The organism is Sphaerospermopsis reniformis (assembly GCF_005402885.1).
Classification (GTDB): Bacteria; Cyanobacteriota; Cyanobacteriia; order Cyanobacteriales; family Nostocaceae; genus Sphaerospermopsis; species Sphaerospermopsis kisseleviana.
The window spans coordinates 1-21,842 of record NZ_BJCE01000048.1; the positions used below are offsets into that span (position 1 = coordinate 1).

At 35.7% G+C, this 21,842-nt stretch carries 30 protein-coding genes; 5 read left to right on the forward strand and 25 right to left on the reverse strand.

Features of this window, described 5'->3' with window-relative positions; genetic code table 11:
• Positions 1-302: hypothetical protein (locus FFR48_RS09250; protein WP_162501865.1), on the reverse strand; the 302-nt coding region annotated here is incomplete at its 3' end.
• Positions 303-376: 74 nt separating this feature from the next.
• Between FFR48_RS09250 and FFR48_RS09255 the strand changes: the two genes are divergently transcribed.
• Positions 377-1,300, forward strand: a complete 924-nt coding sequence (locus FFR48_RS09255) for a COX15/CtaA family protein (protein ID WP_096569700.1) — start codon at positions 377-379, stop codon at positions 1,298-1,300.
• On the opposite strand, the gene FFR48_RS09260 is transcribed toward FFR48_RS09255, so the two are convergent.
• On the reverse strand, positions 1,259-1,474 hold the full coding sequence (locus FFR48_RS09260) for a hypothetical protein (RefSeq protein ID WP_162501866.1): 216 nt from the start codon (positions 1,472-1,474) through the stop codon (positions 1,259-1,261). The genes FFR48_RS09255 and FFR48_RS09260 overlap by 42 nt on opposite strands.
• Positions 1,475-1,581: 107 nt before the next feature.
• On the opposite strand from FFR48_RS09260, the gene FFR48_RS09265 reads away from it, so the two are divergent.
• Positions 1,582-2,538, forward strand: coding sequence for a heme o synthase (locus FFR48_RS09265; protein WP_137667178.1), 957 nt, complete (start codon positions 1,582-1,584; stop codon positions 2,536-2,538).
• Positions 2,539-2,608: 70 nt separating this feature from the next.
• On the opposite strand, the gene FFR48_RS09270 is transcribed toward FFR48_RS09265, so the two are convergent.
• The 23 genes from FFR48_RS09270 to FFR48_RS09380 form a co-directional block, all read right to left on the reverse strand.
• Positions 2,609-2,785 (reverse strand): hypothetical protein, encoded by a 177-nt coding sequence (locus FFR48_RS09270; protein WP_162501867.1) that lies wholly within the window; start codon positions 2,783-2,785, stop codon positions 2,609-2,611.
• 133 nt (positions 2,786-2,918) lie between these two features.
• On the reverse strand, positions 2,919-3,194 hold the full coding sequence (locus FFR48_RS09275) for a Calvin cycle protein CP12 (protein WP_137667155.1): 276 nt from the start codon (positions 3,192-3,194) through the stop codon (positions 2,919-2,921).
• A 631-nt stretch (positions 3,195-3,825) separates the two neighbouring features.
• Positions 3,826-4,062, reverse strand: coding sequence for a hypothetical protein (locus FFR48_RS09280; RefSeq protein ID WP_137667156.1), 237 nt, complete (start codon positions 4,060-4,062; stop codon positions 3,826-3,828).
• A gap of 31 nt (positions 4,063-4,093) precedes the next feature.
• Positions 4,094-4,561: a hypothetical protein gene (locus FFR48_RS09285; protein WP_162501868.1), complete on the reverse strand. Its 468-nt coding sequence runs from the start codon at positions 4,559-4,561 to the stop codon at positions 4,094-4,096.
• 11 nt (positions 4,562-4,572) lie between these two features.
• Positions 4,573-4,797: a hypothetical protein gene (locus FFR48_RS09290; RefSeq protein WP_137667157.1), complete on the reverse strand. Its 225-nt coding sequence runs from the start codon at positions 4,795-4,797 to the stop codon at positions 4,573-4,575.
• A 433-nt stretch (positions 4,798-5,230) separates the two neighbouring features.
• Positions 5,231-5,851, reverse strand: coding sequence for a hypothetical protein (locus tag FFR48_RS09295; RefSeq protein ID WP_096569714.1), 621 nt, complete (start codon positions 5,849-5,851; stop codon positions 5,231-5,233).
• Positions 5,852-5,853: 2 nt separating this feature from the next.
• Entirely contained in the window at positions 5,854-6,888 is a 1,035-nt protein-coding gene (locus FFR48_RS09300; protein WP_137667158.1) for an RAMP superfamily CRISPR-associated protein, read from the reverse strand.
• 2 nt (positions 6,889-6,890) lie between these two features.
• Positions 6,891-7,331 carry a hypothetical protein gene (locus FFR48_RS09305; protein ID WP_137667159.1) on the reverse strand — a complete coding sequence of 147 codons (441 nt, stop codon included), beginning with the start codon at positions 7,329-7,331 and terminating at the stop codon, positions 6,891-6,893.
• A 17-nt stretch (positions 7,332-7,348) separates the two neighbouring features.
• Entirely contained in the window at positions 7,349-8,275 is a 927-nt protein-coding gene (locus tag FFR48_RS09310; protein WP_137667160.1) for an RAMP superfamily CRISPR-associated protein, read from the reverse strand.
• A 23-nt stretch (positions 8,276-8,298) separates the two neighbouring features.
• A complete protein-coding gene (locus tag FFR48_RS09315; protein WP_137667161.1) occupies positions 8,299-8,925 on the reverse strand; it encodes a hypothetical protein in 627 nt (208 codons plus the stop codon).
• 14 nt (positions 8,926-8,939) lie between these two features.
• The gene (locus FFR48_RS09320; protein WP_096569724.1) at positions 8,940-9,125 is read right to left on the reverse strand and encodes a hypothetical protein; all 186 of its coding nucleotides are present in this window, start codon (positions 9,123-9,125) and stop codon (positions 8,940-8,942) included.
• Positions 9,115-9,492: a hypothetical protein gene (locus FFR48_RS09325; RefSeq protein ID WP_137667162.1), complete on the reverse strand. Its 378-nt coding sequence runs from the start codon at positions 9,490-9,492 to the stop codon at positions 9,115-9,117. Before FFR48_RS09325 ends, FFR48_RS09320 begins: the two co-directional genes overlap by 11 nt.
• 111 nt (positions 9,493-9,603) lie before the next feature.
• Positions 9,604-10,452 (reverse strand): type III CRISPR-associated RAMP protein Csx7, encoded by an 849-nt coding sequence (gene csx7 / locus FFR48_RS09330; RefSeq protein ID WP_137667163.1) that lies wholly within the window; start codon positions 10,450-10,452, stop codon positions 9,604-9,606.
• A gap of 24 nt (positions 10,453-10,476) precedes the next feature.
• Complete coding sequence (locus tag FFR48_RS09335; RefSeq protein ID WP_137667164.1) at positions 10,477-11,043, reverse strand: Uma2 family endonuclease; 567 nt, start codon at positions 11,041-11,043, stop codon at positions 10,477-10,479.
• 68 nt (positions 11,044-11,111) lie between these two features.
• Positions 11,112-11,453, reverse strand: coding sequence for a hypothetical protein (locus FFR48_RS09340; RefSeq protein ID WP_162501869.1), 342 nt, complete (start codon positions 11,451-11,453; stop codon positions 11,112-11,114).
• A complete protein-coding gene (locus tag FFR48_RS09345) occupies positions 11,378-12,115 on the reverse strand; it encodes a hypothetical protein (RefSeq protein WP_137667166.1) in 738 nt (245 codons plus the stop codon). The genes FFR48_RS09340 and FFR48_RS09345 overlap by 76 nt, the downstream gene beginning before the upstream one ends.
• Positions 12,116-12,135: 20 nt before the next feature.
• Positions 12,136-13,302 carry a Card1-like endonuclease domain-containing protein gene (locus FFR48_RS09350; RefSeq protein WP_137667167.1) on the reverse strand — a complete coding sequence of 389 codons (1,167 nt, stop codon included), beginning with the start codon at positions 13,300-13,302 and terminating at the stop codon, positions 12,136-12,138.
• Positions 13,303-13,363: 61 nt separating this feature from the next.
• Positions 13,364-13,777: a hypothetical protein gene (locus tag FFR48_RS09355; RefSeq protein ID WP_137667168.1), complete on the reverse strand. Its 414-nt coding sequence runs from the start codon at positions 13,775-13,777 to the stop codon at positions 13,364-13,366.
• Entirely contained in the window at positions 13,774-15,060 is a 1,287-nt protein-coding gene (csx10, locus tag FFR48_RS09360) for a type III-D CRISPR-associated RAMP protein Csx10 (protein WP_096569736.1), read from the reverse strand. The genes FFR48_RS09355 and csx10 overlap by 4 nt, the downstream gene beginning before the upstream one ends.
• Positions 15,057-15,770 carry an RAMP superfamily CRISPR-associated protein gene (locus FFR48_RS09365; RefSeq protein WP_096569738.1) on the reverse strand — a complete coding sequence of 238 codons (714 nt, stop codon included), beginning with the start codon at positions 15,768-15,770 and terminating at the stop codon, positions 15,057-15,059. Before FFR48_RS09365 ends, csx10 begins: the two co-directional genes overlap by 4 nt.
• Positions 15,771-15,772: 2 nt before the next feature.
• Complete coding sequence (gene cas10, locus FFR48_RS09370) at positions 15,773-18,169, reverse strand: type III-B CRISPR-associated protein Cas10/Cmr2 (RefSeq protein ID WP_137667169.1); 2,397 nt, start codon at positions 18,167-18,169, stop codon at positions 15,773-15,775.
• Positions 18,170-18,611: 442 nt separating this feature from the next.
• Complete coding sequence (crn3, locus tag FFR48_RS09375; protein WP_137667170.1) at positions 18,612-19,625, reverse strand: CRISPR-associated ring nuclease Crn3/Csx3; 1,014 nt, start codon at positions 19,623-19,625, stop codon at positions 18,612-18,614.
• Positions 19,626-19,814: 189 nt separating this feature from the next.
• The gene (locus tag FFR48_RS09380; RefSeq protein WP_201277588.1) at positions 19,815-20,051 is read right to left on the reverse strand and encodes a four helix bundle protein; all 237 of its coding nucleotides are present in this window, start codon (positions 20,049-20,051) and stop codon (positions 19,815-19,817) included.
• An 827-nt stretch (positions 20,052-20,878) separates the two neighbouring features.
• On the opposite strand from FFR48_RS09380, the gene FFR48_RS09385 reads away from it, so the two are divergent.
• From FFR48_RS09385 to cas2, 3 genes are read left to right on the forward strand one after another with little or no spacing between them, the layout of a single operon-like run.
• On the forward strand, positions 20,879-21,100 hold the full coding sequence (locus tag FFR48_RS09385) for a DUF2281 domain-containing protein (RefSeq protein ID WP_137667171.1): 222 nt from the start codon (positions 20,879-20,881) through the stop codon (positions 21,098-21,100).
• Positions 21,097-21,483 carry a type II toxin-antitoxin system VapC family toxin gene (locus FFR48_RS09390; protein WP_137667172.1) on the forward strand — a complete coding sequence of 129 codons (387 nt, stop codon included), beginning with the start codon at positions 21,097-21,099 and terminating at the stop codon, positions 21,481-21,483. Before FFR48_RS09385 ends, FFR48_RS09390 begins: the two co-directional genes overlap by 4 nt.
• A 30-nt stretch (positions 21,484-21,513) precedes the next feature.
• A complete protein-coding gene (cas2, locus tag FFR48_RS09395) occupies positions 21,514-21,798 on the forward strand; it encodes a CRISPR-associated endonuclease Cas2 (RefSeq protein WP_137667173.1) in 285 nt (94 codons plus the stop codon).
• Positions 21,799-21,842 lie beyond the last annotated feature (44 nt).

The window sequence follows — 21,842 nt, forward strand, 5'->3', positions numbered from 1 at the left end:
GGACGCTCGTTGCCGTCGGGACGGGTCTTGGGAGCGGGAGGCGGGGGCCGAGTGATCGCGGACTTGTGAATAGTGGCTGGTGACTGGGGACGGGGGACTAGTGACTGGGGACTGGGGACTAGTGACTGGGGACAGAAAGTAGAAAGCAAAAAGCAAAAGTTAATATTCTCCCCCTGCACCCTGCACCCTGCACCCTGCACCCTGCACCCTGCACCCTGCACCCTGCACCCTGCACCCTGTCCCCCTGCTTCTTCTTCCCCTGCCTCCCCATCTCCCCACATCTCCATTTCCCAACGGTTCAACTCTCGCAATTTAGGTCAATAGACAATTTTAAGAAGCTCTACCTCAAGCGGTGATAAAGTATCAGGTATCGTTGATGAACGAATTTGTCCTAGAACAACAAAATGAAGCGGCCGCACCACAAAACAGCCCCAAGGAAGTGATTCGTCGCTTGGTGTGGAAAATTTGCATAGCTACTTTAATTTTGATGGCTATAGGCAGTGCCACCCGCGTGATGAATGCTGGTCTTGCTTGTCCAGACTGGCCTTTGTGTTATGGGGAATTAGTGCCGGCTAAACAAATGAATCTCCAGGTTTTCTTGGAGTGGTTTCACAGATTAGATGCAGCTTTGATTGGCTTTAGCGCGATCGCCTTAGCTGGTTTATCCTGGTGGCATCGTCGGGTTTTACCTCATTGGTTGCCTTGGGCTGCAACTTTTGCTTTGTTTTTAATTGTCTTCCAAGGGATTTTAGGAGGACTTACCGTTACCGAATTGTTGCGGTTTGATATTGTGACTGCTCATTTGGGAACGGCGTTATTATTTTTCACTACCCTTTTAGTCATTGGTACGGCACTTAGCCCTTATCAAGGTACGGGAACTGTAGGAAAACTGCCTTGGTTGGGTTTGGTTGCTGCGGTTTTGGTTTATCTGCAAAGTTTACTCGGCGCTTTGGTAGGCTCTCGCTGGGCTTTGCATCAGTGTTTTGCTGGGGATCAACTTTGTGGTGTGATGTATAGCCACATTTTTGGTTTAGTACCACCAACGTTAGCAATTTTAGCTGTTGTCTTAATTTCCTGGCGTACACCTGCTTTACATCCTGCTTTACGAAAATTGGCAAATATGGCAGGTGGGTTATTGATTTTACAACTGCTGTTAGGTGTTGCCACCTTCCGGTTACATCTACAAGTCGAACCTCTCACCGTAACTCACCAAGCTGTCGGTGCTACTTTGTTGGGTACTTTGGTGGTATTTACGGTTTTAGCTTTGCGTGACAGCACGGTTAGTCATGCTAATGGGTAATTGGTAATGGGTAATTGGTAATGGGTAATTGGTAATGGGTAATGGGTAATTGGTAATGGGTAATTGGTAATGGGTAATTGGTAATGGGTAATTGGTAATGGGTAATTGGTAATGGGTAATTGGTAATGGGTAATTGGTAATGGGTAATGGGTGATTGGTACTCTCAGTCCCCAATCACCAGTCCCCAATCACCAGTCCCCAATCACCAGTCCCCAGTCACCAGTCCCCAATCACCAGTCCCCACAGTTATTAACAAATTTAAGCAAAGAGAGAGAGCTAACATGATTGAGACTAATGTCTCTCGTCGCCACCATGATTCATTTTTTCAGGTGATTCAAAGTTATTATCAGCTAACTAAGCCCCGGATTATTCCGTTGCTTTTGATTACAACGGCTGGTAGTATGTGGATTGCTGCTAAAGGGCAAGTTAATCCTTGGCTATTGTTAGTAACGCTGCTTGGTGGTACTTTGGCTGCTGCCAGCGCCCAAACAATTAATTGTATCTATGACCGCGATATAGATTATGACATGGAAAGGACGCGCCATCGTCCTATGCCTTCTGGTAGGGTGCAGCCTCGTGATGCGTTGATTTTTGCGATCGCTCTGGCTGTGGGTTCTTTTACTCTCTTGGCTGTTTTCGCCAATCTCTTGGCTGCACTTTTAGCATTTTCTGGTATCGTTTTTTATGTCTTGGTCTATACCCATTGGCTAAAACGCCACAGCACTCAAAATATTGTGATTGGTGGTGCTGCGGGTGCGATTCCAGCTTTGGTTGGTTGGGCTGCGGTGACAGATACTTTAAGTTGGGCAGCTTGGTTAATTTTTGCCATTGTCTTTTTATGGACTCCGCCTCATTTCTGGGCTTTGGCGTTGATGATTCGGGATGATTACGCAAAAGTAGGGATTCCGATGTTACCTGTGGTTGCAGGTGATAAAGCCACAGTGAGGCAAATTTGGTTTTACACGGTAATTACTGTAACTTCTACTGTGCTGCTATTTTATCCTTTACACGCTAGTGGTATTGTGTATGTGGTAATTGCTTTGACTTTGGGTGGGGTATTTGTCCATAAGTCTTGGCGGTTGTTACAAAACCCAGAGGATAAAACTGTTGCTAGGGAGTTGTTTCTATATTCCATCTCTTACATGATGTTGCTGTGTTTGGGGATGGTGGTTGATAGTTTACCAATTACTCATCATCTTGTGAGTACAATTCTTATTCAGTTGCATTTGCTTGGTTAAGAAATTTACACAAATAAATGCAACGAAAAAGCGATCGCATTTCTGAGTTTTGGGGGTGCGATCGCTTTTTTTAGGTGACTGGGGACTGGGGACAGGTGACAGTAGAGATACTCGTTCCTAGTCTCTGACTAGAACACCGATTCATTAATCGTAAGGGCGAAGCATTCGGACAGAATATCAATGGTTTCAGCGATAGGTTATCACCCGAATGCTTCGCCCCTACAAGACGTTCTAGGAATGCTATCATAGAGTCTCTGACTCTAATTTTACTCAAGGCAGAGCCTTTAATAATTCATTCCCATACAGAGTATGGGAACGAGAAATCACGAGAAATATTTATTGTACCCAGTCACCAGTCACCAATCATCAATCATCAATTTTTACAAATCGTACATTAAACACTCTAGGGCATCTGGATACATTTCACAGTAGCTTTCTAGGGATGTCTGACGATGTTTTGCTTGTTGTTGATGGGCTTTTTCGGCTTGCAATTCTTCGACGATATCCCAAGCTACTGCACAGTTAGGGGAATTAATACCATTTTGATCACAAACTTCTCTGGCTTCGGCAATAGCGTCTAGTATTGCTTGTTCAATGGTTTTTTCTTGTTTTTTTTCGGAGTTGTTTGCAGCGTTAACTCCGTTGCAGGTTGTCATGATACTTTCACCTTTTTTCGAGTGAGATAAAGATTGATATGGGGGTAATAAGGGATATCAATTAATTCTGATTCTGATGGTGATATCCTCTGAAAACTTCATCAAGCAGTATTGGCTCAACTCTGATTAATGTTAACAATTTAAAGAGATTTTTTTAGTTAATTATTATACTGTTTTTGTGGTTGAGATTTAATCCCCTTGCGGGGAAGAGAGATGGGATAAAAATTAATCTAATTATCTCATCCAGCATCTCACGGATTGGTTTATCCGTCTCCTTTTGGGAGTTAGTCTGACTAGATTACTTGAGTGTTAGTCAGCATCTCACGGATGTTTGTTTCCGTCCCCTTCCGAGGATTCAAATTTTAACTACTTAGTAGTTGTTTAATTTGCTGTAGCTTTTGAAAAGAATCTGTCACTGTGAATCTATTTTTAGTATAATATACTTTGGCATTAGTGCTTAAATTCTGTAAATACCTAGTTTTTCTACTTTCTTGTTCTAAATAAGCATAGGCTTTGCGTAAATTTGGATTACCTAGTTCTTGAGAAATAAGCTGTTACATAGCTAAATTGTATAATCCTAATATTCTGAACTCTTGTGGAACAGGCATCTTGTCTATTCCACTTATACAAATTAAATGCACAACAGCTTATCATCAACATATTTCCTGCGTGATGTATGACGAGATTCTTTATCATCTGCTTTGTATTCCGCGTGTATATCAAAGCCACTAACACAAGCATAATACTCTACCCAATGTAATGCAGCATAAAAGCACATTGTTACAGCCCAATCTGGATAATCAGCTTCTATGCTACGTGCGGCTTTTTCATTGCTTTTAGCTTGCTCAAGGTAGATGTCACAAGTCATTTTCGGAGCTTGGGTAGAGATAATTTAACACTCAACTAATTTGATAGATAGACATCAGCGAACTTGGCCTATCAATTTTTGTACCTTGTTTGTGATCTGACGTACAAATAACTGGTGTAGAATCTTTAAGTAAAGGCAGTTCTTCCAGTATTTGAGTATGAAAATACCACTTTTCGCCAGATTTATCCCTAAGTTTCCATTCATATTCAATCACTATATCTTCCAGCTTTTCCCAATTTTCATAAGATAATTCTGTATCTTTTTCTAACTCTATGTCAAAATTAATCTCATGAAGGTCTGGAAAATTTTTAGCTATAGCCCTGACTCTTTTTACACTAGGAAATGCAGATAACTTATTTGTCAGTTCTTTGATTTCAGGAATAACATTAGAACTGCCAAATTTGTCAGTGTTAATTAAGTGTAAGTCAAATGAGCTAAATTTTTTCCAAGTTGTATGCTGGGAAATTGGTACTAAACCCTTATTTGTCATTGTGTTCATACTAAAAGTCATTATTCTTCCCTTAAAAATTCATTAAGACGCTCTCTTAAAAAAGTGGCTTGTTGTCGAGTAAATGCAAAATTTGCTATTGGATTTTCTGACAGCGTTTCTGAATCTTGCTCATCGGTGAAAGGAGTATCTGAAAGTATTCCCGCTATCAAGATTCCACCTTGACTATCAATTGCTATACGTACACCGGTCACTAGATATATTTTCTTGTTAACTAACTCACTCATAACGTTTTTTTCTTAATTGTTATCTTTTATAATAACAGGAAGGCGAAAACAGGTCTATAAAACAAAGACTTTCGCCTTCCTAATTATTTTTTAGCAAGAGCAAGCTAAGAAGATAGAAATATCTCTTAACCTAGCTTGTCTCTGATTCACTAAAAAGCTATACTATAAACATAGTAGTTGTTGTTGTGCTAACCACTGATTGAGAGAAAGCTAATACTGTTACGATTTTATAATCGGTAACAGATAAATAGTGTTTTTGAAACGAGGTAGATTGAGTTGATGCAGAATAGCACTCCAGTAATCTAAAATTTGACCTGATTTCATTCATAAAACAAAGACTCCTATTTGAGTTATTAATTCTACACATTCATAGTAACACTGAATATCAATTTTGACAAGATGAGCAAATTAGTTTAATAAAAAATTTGTCAATCTAATCAACACACTTGATACTTTTAATACTCCCATCCTCTTTCAGAGCAGCAATTTTCACCTTCACAGTTTGTCCTTCCTGAAGTAAAGCTGCTTTTTTCGGTTCTTTCTCAGTCAACTTAATGACTCCCAATATTTCATAACTAACCTTATTACCACTGATTTTAGTAACTTTCGCTTCTATTACATCACCTTCTTTAAACTCTTGAGATTCGGTAACTTTGGCTATTTCCGCTTGACGTGCTGACTCTACAACTGATGCTCCAGGTGTGATAATTTCCCCCACAGGAACACCTGCATCTTTGTAATATCGCATTAAGCGAGATACCCAACCTAAAATTTGCAGGATTGTATGAGCATCACTGTTATTTTTGAAATACTGACTACAGGTAATTTCTATATTGCGATAATATCCCAGGGTTTTACCACTGTGTCCGATTTGTTTACCATCTTTAACCAAGGTTTTGAGGTATGTTAAAAATCGGGATGTAGCATCAGATTTATCAATAATTGTCCGCAGATATGCAAGGATTTTACCTACTTCGTTGACATCTGTATCTTCTTGGACTAAAGTTTGTGCGATCGCATGAGCAATTTCCCATTGTCCATCTGTTAAACTCATAATTAATACATTCCTTCTGGTGGTAATCTATCACTGGGATAACGTAAAATAGCCGCAAGTTCTTCTAGTTGCTGTTTTTGAATCAAGCGTGAATGTGCAATTTGAATATATTTCTGGATAAATTGCACTAATTTGACTCCAGTTAATTCATCATCTTCACTAATTTCATAAGTTGAATAACGCTGTTTTAGATTTTGTGGTTGATTGATTTTATCTACATTTACTGTCATGGTTCCCATACCAATAGGTTTACCACCTCCTACTTTTAAAGCAATGGGATATTTTTTGTCTTGTCCTAAAACAATTAATAATGTTCCTAACTCTTCAGAAAGTAAATTTTTAAATTGTATTTCTGTTTTAAATGTATATTCTCTTCCGGCTTGTTGTACAGAAATTCCTTCTTTTTGTCCTTTGTCAATCGCTTTAGAAGTATTAAAATAAAACTTTCTTCCAGCTACTTTACCATTAATAAAGTATGCCTTACTTTGGTCTGGACGAGGACGATATAAAGAAGGCATAAATCCTGTGGAGAAATTGACTATTTCACAATTAGCATCATTAAATTCTATCAAACCTTGCCAATCTAATGCACCAAATACCCGACTAGCAGGACAAAGTTTTTCTTTATTTTTACAAGATAAACGTTCTGGAGGAATTTTATCTTTATATCTAGATGTAATTACGGGTAAGGTGCTATTAGTAATTGCTTCATATACAGAACGAATGCAACCTTTTAAAGAACTTCCTTGAATTGATAATTTATTATCAACTCCTTGCACCATTGTTTTAATTAGGGAAATTTTTGTCCCAATATCGCTACCTAAAACTACTGCACCTGTGGAAACATGAAGGGGTGTTTGCACTTTTAAAGTCAGGTAAAGTGTACCGTGCAAACGATTTTGATCATATTTATGATGTCCATAGGGACGCTGTAAGTTAGGTCTGTCTTTGGGAAAGGATACAAAATTATAAGGTTTGGCATTTTCTGACTGAGATGCACTTTTAGGAATTGGTTTTTTCGGTGGTTGGTAAGTCATAATTATTTCTCAACTGTGAGTGCTACAAAATGAACTGTTGCAGTTGTTTGATCTAGAAAATATCGTTGTTTTATTTCTAGATGTTTGGGATAATTAAAATCTTTAGGAAAGCGGGTTTCTGTAGATGGATAAAAATACGCATTTCTTTCTTCTATTTGCCATTCTTTTTCTAATGGTTTAAATTCTGAATTTGCACCATTCATACTTAAAAGTAAAACTTCATAAGTATTATCTTTTTTGTATTTCCATCTTAGTTCAAATTGATCATTAAACATTTGTCCTTCTAACATAGGAAATTTATCAATCATTTGTTCTCTAATTCCGCTGACTTCATTAGTCCAATACAGAAAATACCTATTATTTTCTGTTGCTAGGCTATTGATTAAATTCACTAATTCAGCATCAGATAACGGATTTTCTTTGTAACCAACAAAAGCTGTCATTTTGCACCTAATTAAACCTAAACTAATACTTGACTCCAAGACCTAACACCACGTTCAAATAAATCATTAACTGTTCCTTCTTTCCAAGTTAATTCTACACCAAAACCTAAATTCATTTTTTGAGCAGCTACAGGTGTATCTTGACTATCTTCTTTCGGGAAACCATAAGATTTTGCATCATTTTCGGTTAAAAATTCACCTACACCTAATAAACAAGTATTTCGCCATTTTTTGTTAGTACCGAAAGCGCAGATTTCTTGTTTATCTTCTGATAAAATACAACCAGGATATTGAACAACGGCTTTATTTAGTTGGATTTTTACAGTTCCTAAACCGCGAGATTTAGCAAAACCTAAACCAAACCAACCATCGTTTAAATCACGCAATACTAAACCAATTAAACCTAACTGTGCTAAGGTGAAGTTTTTTAAATGTAATTTGGTTTTAAATTCTCCCGCAGTGCAGACTTGATAATTAAATGGACCGACAGCAACAGAACCAAATACTCTATCTATTGCTACACCGTTTCTTTCTTCGGTTCTTACTGGTTTTGATTTTTCTGGATAAGCATCTTCTATTCTGAGTCTACTTGCAATAGAAGTATTACCAAACATTTGATCAGTAAATGATGATTGTTTATAGATTTCATGACTTGATAAGTTTTTAGGTAAATAATCACCTTTCATTGGGTCACTTGCCCAAAGTTTTTGGGTATTATTATCACCTCCTACTGTTCTGACAATACGTTCAGCATGGGCGCGAATTGCACCTTTTAAACTGCTTCCGGGTAAGTATATAGTACGTCCTCCAGCGTGATAGGTTTCCACAAATTCCATGTCTGGTTTTGTGGGATCTGCACCTTCTTTTCCAGATTTTATCAGAATTGGACTATCGGGAATGATGGTTAAATCTATGGTGCAATGATTTACGAATTTTTTGTGCATAATGTTAATTGATTCAGGTAAATTTAAGCAGCAGATAAAACTAAATTATTTAACTGTAATTCAGATTGTTGAAATACGAAATTAACAGCAGCAAATAATTTATCTAGTTCTTGAATTGTGTAATAAGTGCTATTTCTAGTAAAAACCTCATTTTCTAATTTTCCAAATTGCCATGTTATTCCATTAGAAACAATCCCCAAAATAATAATTTGGTATTCTCCATTTAATCTTTGAGCAGCGATCATTTCTGCTAAACATTGCGCCCATCCTGCTTCAAAGTTATCTTGTTTAGCTTCTACTAAAATGAAATAGGGTTTGTCAAAGACAACTTTACCTAAAGGGGAACGTTTAGCTAAAATATATTCAGGAAATCCTGATAGTTTTTCATCATAGTTTAACGATTGATGACTCCATAAAATAAAATGTTGCCGGTAGATTTTCCAAACTTCTTTGAGAACGGGATAAATAAGATTTTCGCAAATAGCAAATTCTGAATTATCAACGACTGCATCCCGCATCATTAATTCTAAATCTTCGCGGAAGTAGTTAGAAATATTAAAGGCAATTTCGCTGATAAAATTGGCTTCGGTATAGGTAACTTGAAAAGCTTTGAGGACTTCACCGATGGTTTTGTAATTACTGAAAGCCATTTTTTGACCTCTTATTAAAGATAATATAGTTTTTGTGTAATTAATAATTGACGCGATCGCACTCTGCTAGCAGTATTAAACATCAGTAAACGTGATGTAGCTTCACCAATAGAAGTAATACCAATGATTTCTCCATTTTTTATAGTAAAGTGTTCTGTCCAAATTTGTAAACGATTAGCAGAAATTAAATTATTGGTCATTTTTCATCATACTGTAAGCTCTAGCTTTACTTAAAATCATTAATTGATCTAATTGTTCATAAACTTCTAATTCGCTATTTTCTAATTCAGAAATTGTCCCCATACGGCTTTTTTCTAATAAAGTTTCCAATCTGTTTTGTGCTTGATTTGAAACTTTAAATTTGGCTATTTGTTCTGGGGTTGGTTGTTGAATTAAAAAGTCTAAGACCTCAGTATAAGTTGTTGGTAGATCACTGGAATCGGCTAAGGTTAATGGTTCTGGTGTATGGGATTCTATCAGTTGTGAAAGTAGTTCTGGAAGACGATGTAATATTGGTTGTAATCGGTTAGCTAATTCATCTGGTACTTGTATTGTTAGTTGTGCCATTTTGATTAATAATGATGATGTTTATTTTTATGTTAACTCCATTTGGGTGAGATGGGGAAGTTTACAAGATTAATTTTGATGCGTTTATCTGTAACGCACTCTACGGAAGATTTAAGCTGTTGTTTGGGTTGCATCTTTTTGAGATATTTGTTTGTTTAAATGATCAATTAATTGATGTACCCATTCATCTCTATAATCTGCTGCATCTTCATAAGCGGTTTCATCTCCCATAACTAATTTTTGAAGATATTGCAACATAAATTTTGGATCGTCTTCAACATCAACCCAGCGCATTTTTTCTATATTTAGTTTAACAACTCCTAAACCGCGAGAACGTCCACCACCAAGGGGAATTTGTTCGGTTTCAAATTGGTGTAACCCAATCATTAATAATCCTAGTTCCCAAGGTTCTGCATTTTCAACTATGGCATGAAATTGAAATTCTGTACTTGCTGGTACTACTTGAAAATCGTAGAGTTTACCATCTGCGGCGGTTTCTGTGTCTCTATCAATTGCTACTCCGTCTCTTTCTTGATATTGTCCAAACCAGGTGTTAGGTACTACGTTTAAATCTCTGATTTGAAATTTACTTGCTATCCAAGGTGAACCAAAGAGGCGAGAGATTAAATCTGTCATTTCTAACAAATTTTCTGTTAATTGAAAGTCATTATCTTTGTATTTATCTTTTAAATATTTAACCTCATTGTTTCTAGTTGTAGTTGTGAAATCTGCGGGATCTTCTGCCAAACTGGGATCAATTCCTCTGAGGAAACTTTCAAGACGGGATCTTAAAGCACCTTTAAAGCTAGAACCGGGGATTAATGGTTGTCCTAATGCGTCTTTGATGACGGGTAAATCTGTGCCGATGGGTTCGGTGGAACGTCCCGCACTTATGCGTAATGCGGTGATTGTTGTGAGTTTTCCGGTGATTTCTAGGCGGTTTTTGAATGTGTCGAACATAATAATTATACCACTTATAGTTAATTAATTGAGACGGAGACAACTAAATATGTCCTCAACAGATATTTCCCATGCTGTTAAAGAATTTAAAACAGGTAAAAAGTCTTGATTTTGCTTAACTTCTGGTAGTTGATGGGGTAAAAAAGTCATGATTAAGCCTTCTTGAGGGTCAATAAGCCAACCTAATTCAGTACCATGTTTTAAGCAAAATAAAATATTGTTAATTACACGGGTTGAACTTTGTTCTGGTGATACAATTTCAATTGTCCAATTAGGAGGAATTGTAAATTCATTTTGAATTTCTCCATTATTATCAAGGGGAATTAATTCCCACTTAAAAATACTGATATCTGGAACAAGAGAACGACCTGCAAAGGTGCAACGCAGTTCTGTAAATGCACGAGCTATTTTTTTAGGTATGCTAATTTGATTAATAGCAGGTGCTAAAAATGTTTGTATGGCGCTGTGTTTACCTTTAGGCATTGGTTTTTGGTAGATGTTACCATCAATATATTCACTCGCTGGTTTTGTTTCTGGTAGTTTGAGGAAGTCTGTTAAGGAGATTAAAGTGGAGACGGGAGTGGAGGTCATAGTTTTAGAAACTATACAGTAGGACTAAATAAATTTATTCTGTGAACATTATAGACTTAATCAAGGGATTAAATTTCTAGGTCAGTTGGAAATTGAGGAGGTTGTATTTGTGGTTTATTGCTGACTACAGAACTGATGGCAGATTTAATGAAGTTAACAAATACTTCGCTGACATTTTCATAGTCAGTGCTAGTAATTGGCTTAAATCCATGAGCAAATAATGAGTTATTTCTAACTTCTAAAGCATTGATGATTTTATTAGCATTTTCTAGGTATATTTTACCTATAGGATCATCAGGAAGTTCACTTAAAAGATCATAGCTACTTCTTAAAGCTATTTGGATTTTTCCCTTGACATTAGAACGTTTTTTCTCATATTTATCCCGTAAATTTTCTGGTAATTTTCCCAAGCATCTAAACCTGAACAACAAGCATATAAAGTTTGGATTTGTCGTTTAATATCAGATGGTAATGCCATTGATGATAAAAGACGTTTTAGTTGTGCGATCGCTGCTGGATAGTTGTACTGTTGTAGGAAAATAGGTAAAAATTGTTCTAGAGTCCGTTGTACAACTACAGGTGCTACTGTTGCTTGTCCTGTTAATTCTCCTCGTTCAACTTTAATAATATTTGTGCGGACGGCTGTAGTTACATATAATGTAAGTTGATAATCCACAGATGCCATTGCTAAACCTACAGACATGGATTTAGTACCACCTGTATAATCAGCCATCATTTGAGCATCTGCAACAGTTTCCTGAATCTTCTGAATACATAATGATGCTTTCAGATAGCATTCTGATAAATCATCTGGTTCTTCAATCAAGATTACATCTCTATCTGGTTGAAATTTATCACCTAGTCCTATTTGTGTAGGAATATTGGGCAACTTTTCAATTACTTCTGTTCCGCGTCTTACTTCACAAGGTGTTCCGCTTCCTATTACTTGCGATTTACTACCTTTGGGACCATCAGAACAAAGAAAAACCACTCGATCTGGTTGCAATTCACGAATAGCGGTGATGATAGGTTGATGAGAACCACCGACGGTAATGAAAAGAATTTTCGGCATGATAAAATTGTCTCCTGTATTTAAAGTCTTTTATATGTTGGATTTTGCATTTGTTGTATTAAAATATCAGTTAGATTTTTTAATTCCTTTCCTGATATAACAACTACTTTATTATTTTTTGCCTGATTTGTAAATTTTTCATCTACTTCACACTCACTTGTAATAAAAAGTTTTACACAATAATTTCCTCCTAGTTTTTCAGCTTTTGAATTAAGAATAGATAAATCGTCAGAATCTAGCTTTTTACCAGTTTTACATTCACAAATCAGAGCATTAGTATTGTTTAAACAGAATACATCTATTTCTCCCCTATAATTATTAATGTGTACTCCCATTTCAACAGAATCAAAGTTGCATTTTTTAGCTGAATAATATGTAAATATTTCTAACCAATCACCTTTTAAAAAAGCATACTCCTCCTTTGTTTCAAGTTTAAATTTAATACCTGTAATTGATATTTCGAGATTCTTGATGATTGAAAATTTTTCTAGCTTCCTCAAAAATGATTCTAGTATTTCAGACGATATATCTAACTTTGATAGTTCTTTTTCAGATATTTTCAATCCCTTCGGAGGTTTAATATCCTCACCTGCAATACTGCGAATTAAAGAAAGGATTGCTATTGACGATTCAATATTATCTACAATGTATTTTACTAGCTCTTCTAAATAACTAGAACTTTCATATTGATCATTCTTTTGAAAAATATTAAAACCATACATTGTCACATAGTCTTTTACCGTTAATCGCTGATTAAATGCTACTGGCTGTTTACCAAAAACTAATGGAATAATTTGTGATTGGTTAGTATTAATACTAAAAATTAATACATCTTTATACTTTTCCTGAACATAACTATAGACTGAAATAGCCATAGTTTGAGGAGCAGATGTTAAATTGACATACTTTAAAGTATCTACATCCTGACAAAGCTTTTCAACAGCTATATAAACATCATCGAATTTACTAGGATCGACACTGATAAGATCAGTTTCTTTATTAAACAATAAATTTGGACGTTTTTGTTTAATAAGATTTTCTACGTTTTTTTGATACTGTAAAAATTGTTCTCCCTGGCAAATTAAAAACTTGATTTTATCAATATCATCAAGAAACTGAAGAACTCCTGCAACTGGTGGAACAGCACTACGTCCACCAATTAACACTAGCATAACTTTTTCTGACATATCTTAATTCCTCTTATTGAATCTAGTTTATCCTTTATTAAAGTGAGTATTTGAAAACTAATTAAGCTGCATTTCCATCACGCTTAAACTTTAAATGACGTGCGCCATATCCCAAATAACGGCGAATTAATTCTAACCAAATAGGTTTAAAATCAGCGTCGCAACATTCACCAATTATTTGAGCAGCTTTTTTGATATTATTATCAATATCTTCAATGATTTTCTCGGCTAAAGAACCTTTACCTCTTCCCCATTTCTTGTCTCTTCCAACTTGATAACAGATAAAGTTCTTAATTACTTCTGCGCTATCTGTAGTGTCAGCAACACGGAGTAAGTTACGAAATTGTGATTCTTCTAAGTCTCCATAGCTTGTTTTATCTAAGGCGTTTTTAATCCAGATTACTAGATCATCTTCAGCTTGAAGTATACCTTTTTGAATTTTTAATTGCTTTTGTGGATCTGGTTGTTCAATCATACTGCTTCCTCTCTTAATACATTATGAAACTCATTGCAAATTTGCACTTGTCCAAAACCTTCAGAAGTTCTTTCTCCAACTCCTTTTATTTCTAATTCTTGCAATTTATCAATCCATATTTTTTCCTTTTCTTTATCTACACTAAATAAATACACACCCCCCCTATTTGTTACTAATTCGATATCTTTCATTAAACCCCAAGCAGCATTCCAACCTGAACGATAATCATAGGTAGTATATGCTACTTCTAATTTTGGTAAATTATCCTCTTCTGTTACATTTGCAAATTCACACAACATTCTGGATGATATCACTGTTGTATGTTGCCAATTTTCGGTGAAGATAGCATCAGATTGAAGGTCTATTGTAAAATAGGTTCGATTATTTAATAAATCATTTTCTGGTTGACCAAATATAAACCAAAATCGCCATCGTTCTTCTAGTTTGTTATTGAAATTATTGATTCTATCTTCAACATCTGTTAATGCTTCGCTTAGTTCAGCTTTAAATTTAACTTTTCCTAAACCCCTTGATGTAGAACTACCTAAACGAAATATACCAGAATTTTGATTAATAAAATCAGTCAGAGATTTACCTAAATCCTCATTATAAACTAAAATTGAACTTTGATAAACAACAGGTTGCCAATTTTGTTTTTGAGGAGTTTCAGAAAATGACTCATTTAAAACCTCAATACTATAAAGTATATCATCTTGAGATGTCGCTCTTTGACGATTAATTCCCACTCTTGTTAAAAACCGAGTGCTAACTGAATGACTATGATATTTATCATCTTTTGATTTACTATAAAAACCTCCAAAGGGTTCTACTCTTCCTAAGTCTTGAGGACAGCTAGGATCATAGGGATAATCATAAGCTTCTGCACAAAAACGATCAATTAGAGTATCAAAAACTCCATTACCTTTGATTTTAAATCCTGGTTTTGTTTTGGAACTAACCGCAGTTGCAGGTAAAACCATTATTTCGTCAGTTACAACCTGAGAAATTAATTCTGATTTTTTAGCGACTGCTGGATAAGCATTTTGAAAAATTGCCGGTTCATCACCTAAAAATATTGTAGCAAAATCTCCACCATTTTCTGTTAAATTTTGTGATGCTATATTTGGTGTTTGTTGCTTGGATATTTCCAGAATTTGAGAGGCGATCGCCCCACGAATTACAGAACCAGGTATGTGATCTTCTACTTCACTAACAGAACCAGGTTTTTTCCCAGCAATAGCTAATGGTGATAAAGCTGTAATTGTTAATTTAATTCGTTTCATATTGTTTTATTCGGTATTAATAATTTCCAACTTTCATCATCTGCTGTTACAGTTTCTAATTCTTTCCAAGTTAACCAACCTAACCCTGCTGATTTACTTCCACCTAAAGCATGAATATGGCGTAAAGCTGATAATATTAAAGGTTTAGCATATTTGGGACAATCTGGTAATAACTGAATTTCTCCTGTAAATTCTAATTTACTATTGGGTGGAGAAGTTTCCAAAAAATACAATTTTTTCTCTTCAGAAGTTCGACGACGACGGTTAATAGTAACACCAGGACGAATCACTTCTGGTAAATATTCTTTGGGAATATCACAAATTAAATCATTAACAATGATCCGAGATGGAAGAATGGGATTACCAAATATTTTAGCGACAAAACAATGATATCCTTTATAATTCTCTATTTGATATTCTTGTTGAAATTCCTCATTTACTTGTTCTGGGTTAGGACAAAGTATTTCTGCTTTTGGTGCTGGAAAAATTTGCCATCCTAATGCTGTTGCTATTTTCTCACATTCATGGCGCAATCTTCCTTTTAATTGGGAAGCAGGAATTAACAATTTTCCGTCTGCATTGCGAACTATTGGTTTATCTGCAAGTGAACCGTCAGAACCACCTGCACCTATACATAATGCAGTGTCAATAACTGCTGTTAGTGAGATTGTTGTAATTTGATTTTGGGGTAAATTCCGCAAAGATATCATGGTTATAATACCTGTTGTTTAGATTCTTGAACATTGGATTTTTTTGATTTTTTGGCAAAAAAAGGATATAAATCTACTAATTCTCTCCAGATAGTTTCATAAGTAACTTTATCATCTTTTGTGTCTTGTTTCTCTGATGATTGTTTATTTTTATCTTCACATTCTTCTATGTCTTTTAAAGACATCCAAGGTGCAAGATTACCATTATTATTTTTATCCTTGGGTAAACACCATTTTTTTTCAAATTCATCTTCTAATGATTTTTGAGCTTCTTTATTATTTAACCTGACGCGAAAATAACGATAATTTAAAATAGCGGTCTGTTTACCTCGTTCTAATAAACTGCGAATTTGGTAAAGTTGCGATTTAGGAAATTCTACATCTATTAAAGTTTGTGCGGTTTTCAATAATCCACCTAATTCATGTAATGTATAAGGTGCAGCATATAATTTTAGTTTTTGCTGTCCTTGTCCAGATTTAGTTAAACCATTAGTACGAAATTCACTAATGTTAGAAGAAATCATAGTGACAGATTTCATAACTAAAAAGTCAACTGTACCACCGGAATAATGGCATTTTTTCAATTCTTTTGCTCGTTTTTTAGCAGATTTAAGTAACTGATTGGTCAGTTTTTCTGCATAGTAAATAGGTGTGTCTTCAGCAGTTATTAATACTCCTGTGGACATACTCAATTTACATTGTTGATCTGTTGGAATTTGTTCCTGACAGTGATAACGATGTACTATTTCAGCAATATAAGTTTGATCGGTTTTATAGGTTTCTCCTTTATTTAATAAAATTCTTTCAAATTCTTCTCCAATAGTTTTAGCAATTTCTAAAGCTTTATCTGCGGGAACTATTAACATAACATCATCCCCACCAATAGTTAAAATTTCAAAAGGATGAATCCAAATTTCTTTTTCACTTTTCCTTTCAGCTTGCAAGCTGGGATTTAATTTGTGTGGTTCAAGATGCTTAGTTAAAGCTGCATAAACAGATTTCTCTGTAGCATCAAAAATATCTCTACTAAACTTTTGGTAATCTTCTGGATTTTTAATTTCTTTCTGAATATATCCACCCATGTTGTTACCATCAGCATAAATATAGGCGACAAATCCTTTAGTAATACTAGCATCTCCAATTTCTCTGACAGAAAGAGCTTCTTTTACTCGACTAGGATGCAAATTTTCTGAACGTATTTTACCATAATATTTATGTGGGGTGTCATGTAAAAATTGCTCAAATTTATTCACCCAACTTTCTATCGCATCTTCTCCAGGTTGCCAAGTTAAACCTGTTTTTTCATACCATTTTTGTGAACTATTATCTCTTTTAGCTATTTGTCCTACCAGTCTTTTCCGTGCTGATGCTTCTGAGAACCAAGGATCTCCTGGAAGTCCTATTGTAGAATCTTCAGGATCAGTCTTAGCTTGAGTTATAGCACAACGGCGATCGCCTTCATCTCTTTTTAAATAAGGATGGGTTTCAAATATCGCTGGATAACAACGCAAAGGTCTATTACTTCCTGGTAATTGATTTCCATTGCGACGCTGATTAAATAATGATGCTAACTTACCTGCTAGTTCATTAAATGTTTTCCGTTCTTTGAAATTTTTTAGTAAAGGTTGTTTATCCTGCTGAAAATATGCTGATACCAATGGATGATTTTGGTTCTGCTGATACTTCTCTATCCAGAATGTATCACTATTAATGATATTTGGCAATAGTCCAAATCTAATTTCTAAAGGCTTGAATTTTGCACCAACAGCACAGGAATTAGCTGTTAAAGTTTCATGAGTGTAACGCTTTTCAATAGCATTGGCTAAATCATCTACAAAAGCAGCAGGACAAAAGGCTAAGATATTACCACCTGTGGAGTAAATAACTAACTCTGGAATTAATGCTGGGGACAGTTCAGGAAAATTCTCTTGTTGATCTAACCAATTTTTCCTAACTTCTTCACAGTAATCTTTTGCTTGTTGACATTGTTGATGATCTTGATGTTTCTCACAACCAAAAAATGCAGGTAAATCAATTAAATTGATTCTATCTAACAAAGCTGAAGCACCACGCACTTCTTGAATTTTAGCTGATTCAAATACATACTGCTTAACCTTAGTCACACCTCCATAAACTAAACCGATATTAGTTGTTTGATTCCATAAATCAGAATAATCATTTTTTAGCTGTTCCAAAGTCTCAGGAAAATAATCTTCCTTAATTTTTTGCAAATCTTCCACTTGTTGAACAATAGTTCTTACCTCTACTGGAACTTCTCCCCCGGTTCTCAAAGCTTCGCACATTTCCCGCAAAACAGAAGTATCAAATTGCGGTTTTCTTCCATTACCCCAAGCTAAACACCAACTAATTCCTATTGTTACCGAACTTTTACATTTCATCACCATTTTTTCCCTTGCTTGACTACTATTTTATTCCTTCTTGGCACTTCTTCAACAATGGACATCTCCAGAAAAGAAATTATGGAACTTATTTATGGAGACAGGTCGAAGCTTATGGGATATCTAGATGTCTGATTTTTCCGTTAAATTATCGCCCTGTAAGGGCGAAGCATTCGGAAAATATCCTTTAGTGAATACCGATCATTAATCGCTCGAATGCTTCGCCCCTACTTCGCCCCTACAACTTATGACAAATTAATACATTCTATTTTGGAGATGTCTAATGGTAATTGACAATTACCTGTCTCTCATTCGTGAGAGGATGGGGAAATAGGAAATTTTTTCTTTTTTTCTCCTAGAAAGCAAAAGATTCAAACCGTTCGGCTGACGCTCACGGCGGAAGCCTTGAATGAAACCATTATCAATTATCAATTATCAATTATCAATTGATCATATCTTGTACCCGTTCTAGTAAAATATCAGGAACAGGACGCGCTTTACCTCTAACCCAAGCACCACAAGTCATTTCTACATAAGGTTCTAATTGATGAACTATCTCCGTTTCTGTGAGAGTGCTGAAAATGACACCAACTGGTATTAAATTAGCACGAATACCACAAAAATTATGCCACCCATCCACCGCTTCTAGTCGAGAACTAATTATTAAATAATGTGTACAAACTTCCAACAGTGGTAATTTTTCTGGTTGCACCATCCCACCCACATCTACTATTACTAAAGATTTTTGTCTGCGTAACTGAAGAATAGCTTGCGCTTGGTAGGGAAAAAACCTCTCTGTTAAAGATCCGCGATTACGTGCTTTAAAGGCTTCGATTTCTTCATCGGTAGCTTCTGCACCCATTTCTAACACATAATTTCCTTCACCGTCCCAATGTGCGCGTTGTAAATAAATATCAGGATTTTCTTTGAGCAATGCTTGAAATAACCCATGGGAAAATACACTTTTACCACTGTCGGGAGGACCAACTACCATCAACGCTGGACACAATTTTTCTGGTTTTGTCAAGGGAGAATTTGCGCTATTATTTGCTCTCAATTCTCCCAGTTGACGAAAGTAATTAGACCATTGTTGTTCTGGTGTAGTATCTCCTTCCTGGGTTCTACCGTTGGGGGGAATGATTTTGAATACTTGTCCAATTTGTACTAAGCGAGTGTGAGTAGCTACGATTATCGCACCGATGCGGGGATCATAACAAGCAACCCAAGCGGTAGGATGTAATTCATGGATCAGATAAGCATATAACCAAATGGGTGCGCGTCCCGAAATTACCACACCACCGGTTGTATCAATTCCTGCTGGAAGTTCTAAACCTGTTAAGTCTTGGGGTTCGATAATGCGATCGCTCCTAGTTAATTCAATCAATAAAACCTGATAATGTAAAGCCTCTACCATCAGGGTTTCACTTAATAGCAAGCGTAAAGCAGGTTCAGTCATCAGCTTTTCTCCGTTCCTGTATTTGTAAATATGAACAATTGACAATTGACAATTGACAATGGAAAATTAACAATTAACAATTTTCTTGCTGGTTTTTATGATTGAAGTTAAAAGTTTGATTAACTCCGTGATATCATTTTTGATGCTTTTGTATTGTTTTTCTGTGAGGTAATCTGTTTTATACATTAGTTATATCCAATAATCTGATTCATTTGCTTCTTTAAGGGCAATTGCTAATTTATGAATGAAATCTGCTTTACTTTCTGCCTGTTCTGCTTCTCTGACTAATGCTCCAATTGCAGTACCAGAACGCAGTAATTGATTTGATAAAACAAATTCTTTTTTTTCGTTATTTAAATATTGATATAAGTTGACAATACGGACTGCAAAATCAAAGCTTTTCTCCTTAATAATGTTTTCTTTCATAACTTGTCAATTATCAATTGTCTCTTTCATAAATTATCAATTGTCAATTATCAATTGTCAATTCAATAGGTGTATTATTTCACCCTGATAGAAAAGGGGTCTTCTAACCTCAAGGCAAAATGATTACTGATACAGGAGGAAACATTAATACTTCGTTTATACCTCCAAAGTGTTGTAAGGGTTTAGCACTGCTAAACCCCTACTTTCTTAATTTCCTGTTTCCTATGACTACACTCTATTTAACCGAACCAGGAACAACCCTGCGCTATGTCTTTAGACCACAGGCGAAGCATTCGGATCATAGTCTTAGGTAAAAACCAAAGACCACAGTAAGGGCGAAGCATTCGGATCATAGTCTTAGGTAAAAACCAAAGACCACAGTAAGGGCGAAGCATTCGGATGATAGTCTTAGGTAAAACCTAAGACCACAGTAAGGGCGAAGCATTCGCATGATAGTTTTAGGTAAAACCTAAGACCACAGTAAGGGCGAAGCATTCGGATGATAGTCTTAGGTAAAAACCAAAGACCACAGTAAGGGCGAAGCATTCGGATCATAGTCTTAGGTAAAAACCAAAGACCACAGTAAGGGCGAAGCATTCGGATGATAGCCTTAGGTAAAACCGAAGACCACAGTAAGGGCGAAGCATTCGGATGATAGTCTTATGTAAAAACCGATAATTAATTGTCCGAATGCTTCGCCCCTACATTGTTGACGCGAAACCTAAATCAAAATGTGGTTTATTTACCTGAAAATAGCTTGATAGCTGAAAGCTGCTGTATATTGCAAATGTGTCAAAATCAAAGTAGAGAGTTGATTGATTTCAATTATGACTATTTTGGAAACTATTATAGAGGAATTGTCCTCAGCACCAGAGACATTACTATTACAGGTTTACAACTTTATCAAAGTTGCCAAAGAAGAACCTAATTTACCATCTAATTCTTCTAATTTGCCACGAACTGCGGGTTTACATCAAGGTGAAATTTGGATGAGTGATGATTTTAATGAACCTTTACCGGATGAGTTTTGGTTGGGTGAAGAGGAATGAGAGTTTTAATTGATACTCATGTATTTATTTGGTGGACAAGTGATTTTCCAAGAATTTCACCTGCTGTTTATCAACTTCTTTGTGATCCCAATACTCAGGTATTTTTAAGCGTTGTCAGTATTTGGGAAATGCAAATTAAGTTATCCTTGGGTAAGATTCAATTTAAGTCAGCATTACCTCAAATTATTGAGGATGAAATCCAGCAAAATAAAATTCAGTTATTACCTCTTGATTTATCTCATATTTATGATCTAAATAATTTGCCTCATTATCATAAAGATCCTTTTGATCGCTTATTAATATCTCAAGCTAGGAGCGAAAAATTAATTATCATCAGTATTGATGAAAAGTTTGATGGTTATGACATAGAAAAATTCTGGTGAAACCACCAATTACTATCTTATGCCTATCTTATGCCTAAATTATGGCTAGTTTGTTATGACGTACCCGATGATAAACGTCGGACAAAGTTGGCTAAGTTGTTGGAACAGCGTTGTCAACGAGTGCAATATTCGGTGTTTGAATGTCCGCTAGATAATGAGGAATTGAATCACCAGTTAGAAAAGCGGTGGTTAAAGGTGCTGAAGTTGAGTGAGGATAATTTGCGGGTTTATCCTCTGGATGAAACTGCTAAACAAAAGACGCGGGTTTACGGAAGTGAACCTCCTTATGAACCACCTGATTATTTAATTTTGTAAAGTTTGATATTCCTGGTTATGCGGGTATGGAGGTGGTCGAAATA

What these genes read in the sequence shown, in the direction of transcription:
- FFR48_RS09305 (WP_137667159.1), bottom strand. Translation starts at nt 7,331, where the DNA reads ATGACAGCTTTTGTTGGTTACAAAGAAAATCCGTTATCTGATGCTGAA.
- cas10 (WP_137667169.1), bottom strand. Translation starts at nt 18,169, where the DNA reads ATGAAATGTAAAAGTTCGGTAACAATAGGAATTAGTTGGTGTTTAGCT.
- crn3 (WP_137667170.1), bottom strand. Translation starts at nt 19,625, where the DNA reads ATGACTGAACCTGCTTTACGCTTGCTATTAAGTGAAACCCTGATGGTA.
- FFR48_RS09355 (WP_137667168.1), bottom strand. Translation starts at nt 13,777, where the DNA reads ATGATTGAACAACCAGATCCACAAAAGCAATTAAAAATTCAAAAAGGT.
- FFR48_RS09290 (WP_137667157.1), bottom strand. Translation starts at nt 4,797, where the DNA reads ATGAGTGAGTTAGTTAACAAGAAAATATATCTAGTGACCGGTGTACGT.
- FFR48_RS09310 (WP_137667160.1), bottom strand. Translation starts at nt 8,275, where the DNA reads ATGCACAAAAAATTCGTAAATCATTGCACCATAGATTTAACCATCATT.
- FFR48_RS09390 (WP_137667172.1), top strand. Translation starts at nt 21,097, where the DNA reads ATGAGAGTTTTAATTGATACTCATGTATTTATTTGGTGGACAAGTGAT.
- FFR48_RS09300 (WP_137667158.1), bottom strand. Translation starts at nt 6,888, where the DNA reads ATGACTTACCAACCACCGAAAAAACCAATTCCTAAAAGTGCATCTCAG.
- csx10 (WP_096569736.1), bottom strand. Translation starts at nt 15,060, where the DNA reads ATGAAACGAATTAAATTAACAATTACAGCTTTATCACCATTAGCTATT.
- FFR48_RS09270 (WP_162501867.1), bottom strand. Translation starts at nt 2,785, where the DNA reads ATGATAGCATTCCTAGAACGTCTTGTAGGGGCGAAGCATTCGGGTGAT.
- FFR48_RS09365 (WP_096569738.1), bottom strand. Translation starts at nt 15,770, where the DNA reads ATGATATCTTTGCGGAATTTACCCCAAAATCAAATTACAACAATCTCA.
- FFR48_RS09295 (WP_096569714.1), bottom strand. Translation starts at nt 5,851, where the DNA reads ATGAGTTTAACAGATGGACAATGGGAAATTGCTCATGCGATCGCACAA.
- FFR48_RS09265 (WP_137667178.1), top strand. Translation starts at nt 1,582, where the DNA reads ATGATTGAGACTAATGTCTCTCGTCGCCACCATGATTCATTTTTTCAG.
- FFR48_RS09285 (WP_162501868.1), bottom strand. Translation starts at nt 4,561, where the DNA reads ATGAACACAATGACAAATAAGGGTTTAGTACCAATTTCCCAGCATACA.
- FFR48_RS09380 (WP_201277588.1), bottom strand. Translation starts at nt 20,051, where the DNA reads ATGAAAGAAAACATTATTAAGGAGAAAAGCTTTGATTTTGCAGTCCGT.
- csx7 (WP_137667163.1), bottom strand. Translation starts at nt 10,452, where the DNA reads ATGTTCGACACATTCAAAAACCGCCTAGAAATCACCGGAAAACTCACA.
- FFR48_RS09335 (WP_137667164.1), bottom strand. Translation starts at nt 11,043, where the DNA reads ATGACCTCCACTCCCGTCTCCACTTTAATCTCCTTAACAGACTTCCTC.
- FFR48_RS09320 (WP_096569724.1), bottom strand. Translation starts at nt 9,125, where the DNA reads ATGACCAATAATTTAATTTCTGCTAATCGTTTACAAATTTGGACAGAA.
- FFR48_RS09315 (WP_137667161.1), bottom strand. Translation starts at nt 8,925, where the DNA reads ATGGCTTTCAGTAATTACAAAACCATCGGTGAAGTCCTCAAAGCTTTT.
- FFR48_RS09255 (WP_096569700.1), top strand. Translation starts at nt 377, where the DNA reads ATGAACGAATTTGTCCTAGAACAACAAAATGAAGCGGCCGCACCACAA.
- FFR48_RS09275 (WP_137667155.1), bottom strand. Translation starts at nt 3,194, where the DNA reads ATGACAACCTGCAACGGAGTTAACGCTGCAAACAACTCCGAAAAAAAA.
- FFR48_RS09325 (WP_137667162.1), bottom strand. Translation starts at nt 9,492, where the DNA reads ATGGCACAACTAACAATACAAGTACCAGATGAATTAGCTAACCGATTA.
- FFR48_RS09385 (WP_137667171.1), top strand. Translation starts at nt 20,879, where the DNA reads ATGACTATTTTGGAAACTATTATAGAGGAATTGTCCTCAGCACCAGAG.
- FFR48_RS09280 (WP_137667156.1), bottom strand. Translation starts at nt 4,062, where the DNA reads ATGACTTGTGACATCTACCTTGAGCAAGCTAAAAGCAATGAAAAAGCC.
- cas2 (WP_137667173.1), top strand. Translation starts at nt 21,514, where the DNA reads ATGCCTAAATTATGGCTAGTTTGTTATGACGTACCCGATGATAAACGT.
- FFR48_RS09345 (WP_137667166.1), bottom strand. Translation starts at nt 12,115, where the DNA reads ATGCCGAAAATTCTTTTCATTACCGTCGGTGGTTCTCATCAACCTATC.
- FFR48_RS09350 (WP_137667167.1), bottom strand. Translation starts at nt 13,302, where the DNA reads ATGTCAGAAAAAGTTATGCTAGTGTTAATTGGTGGACGTAGTGCTGTT.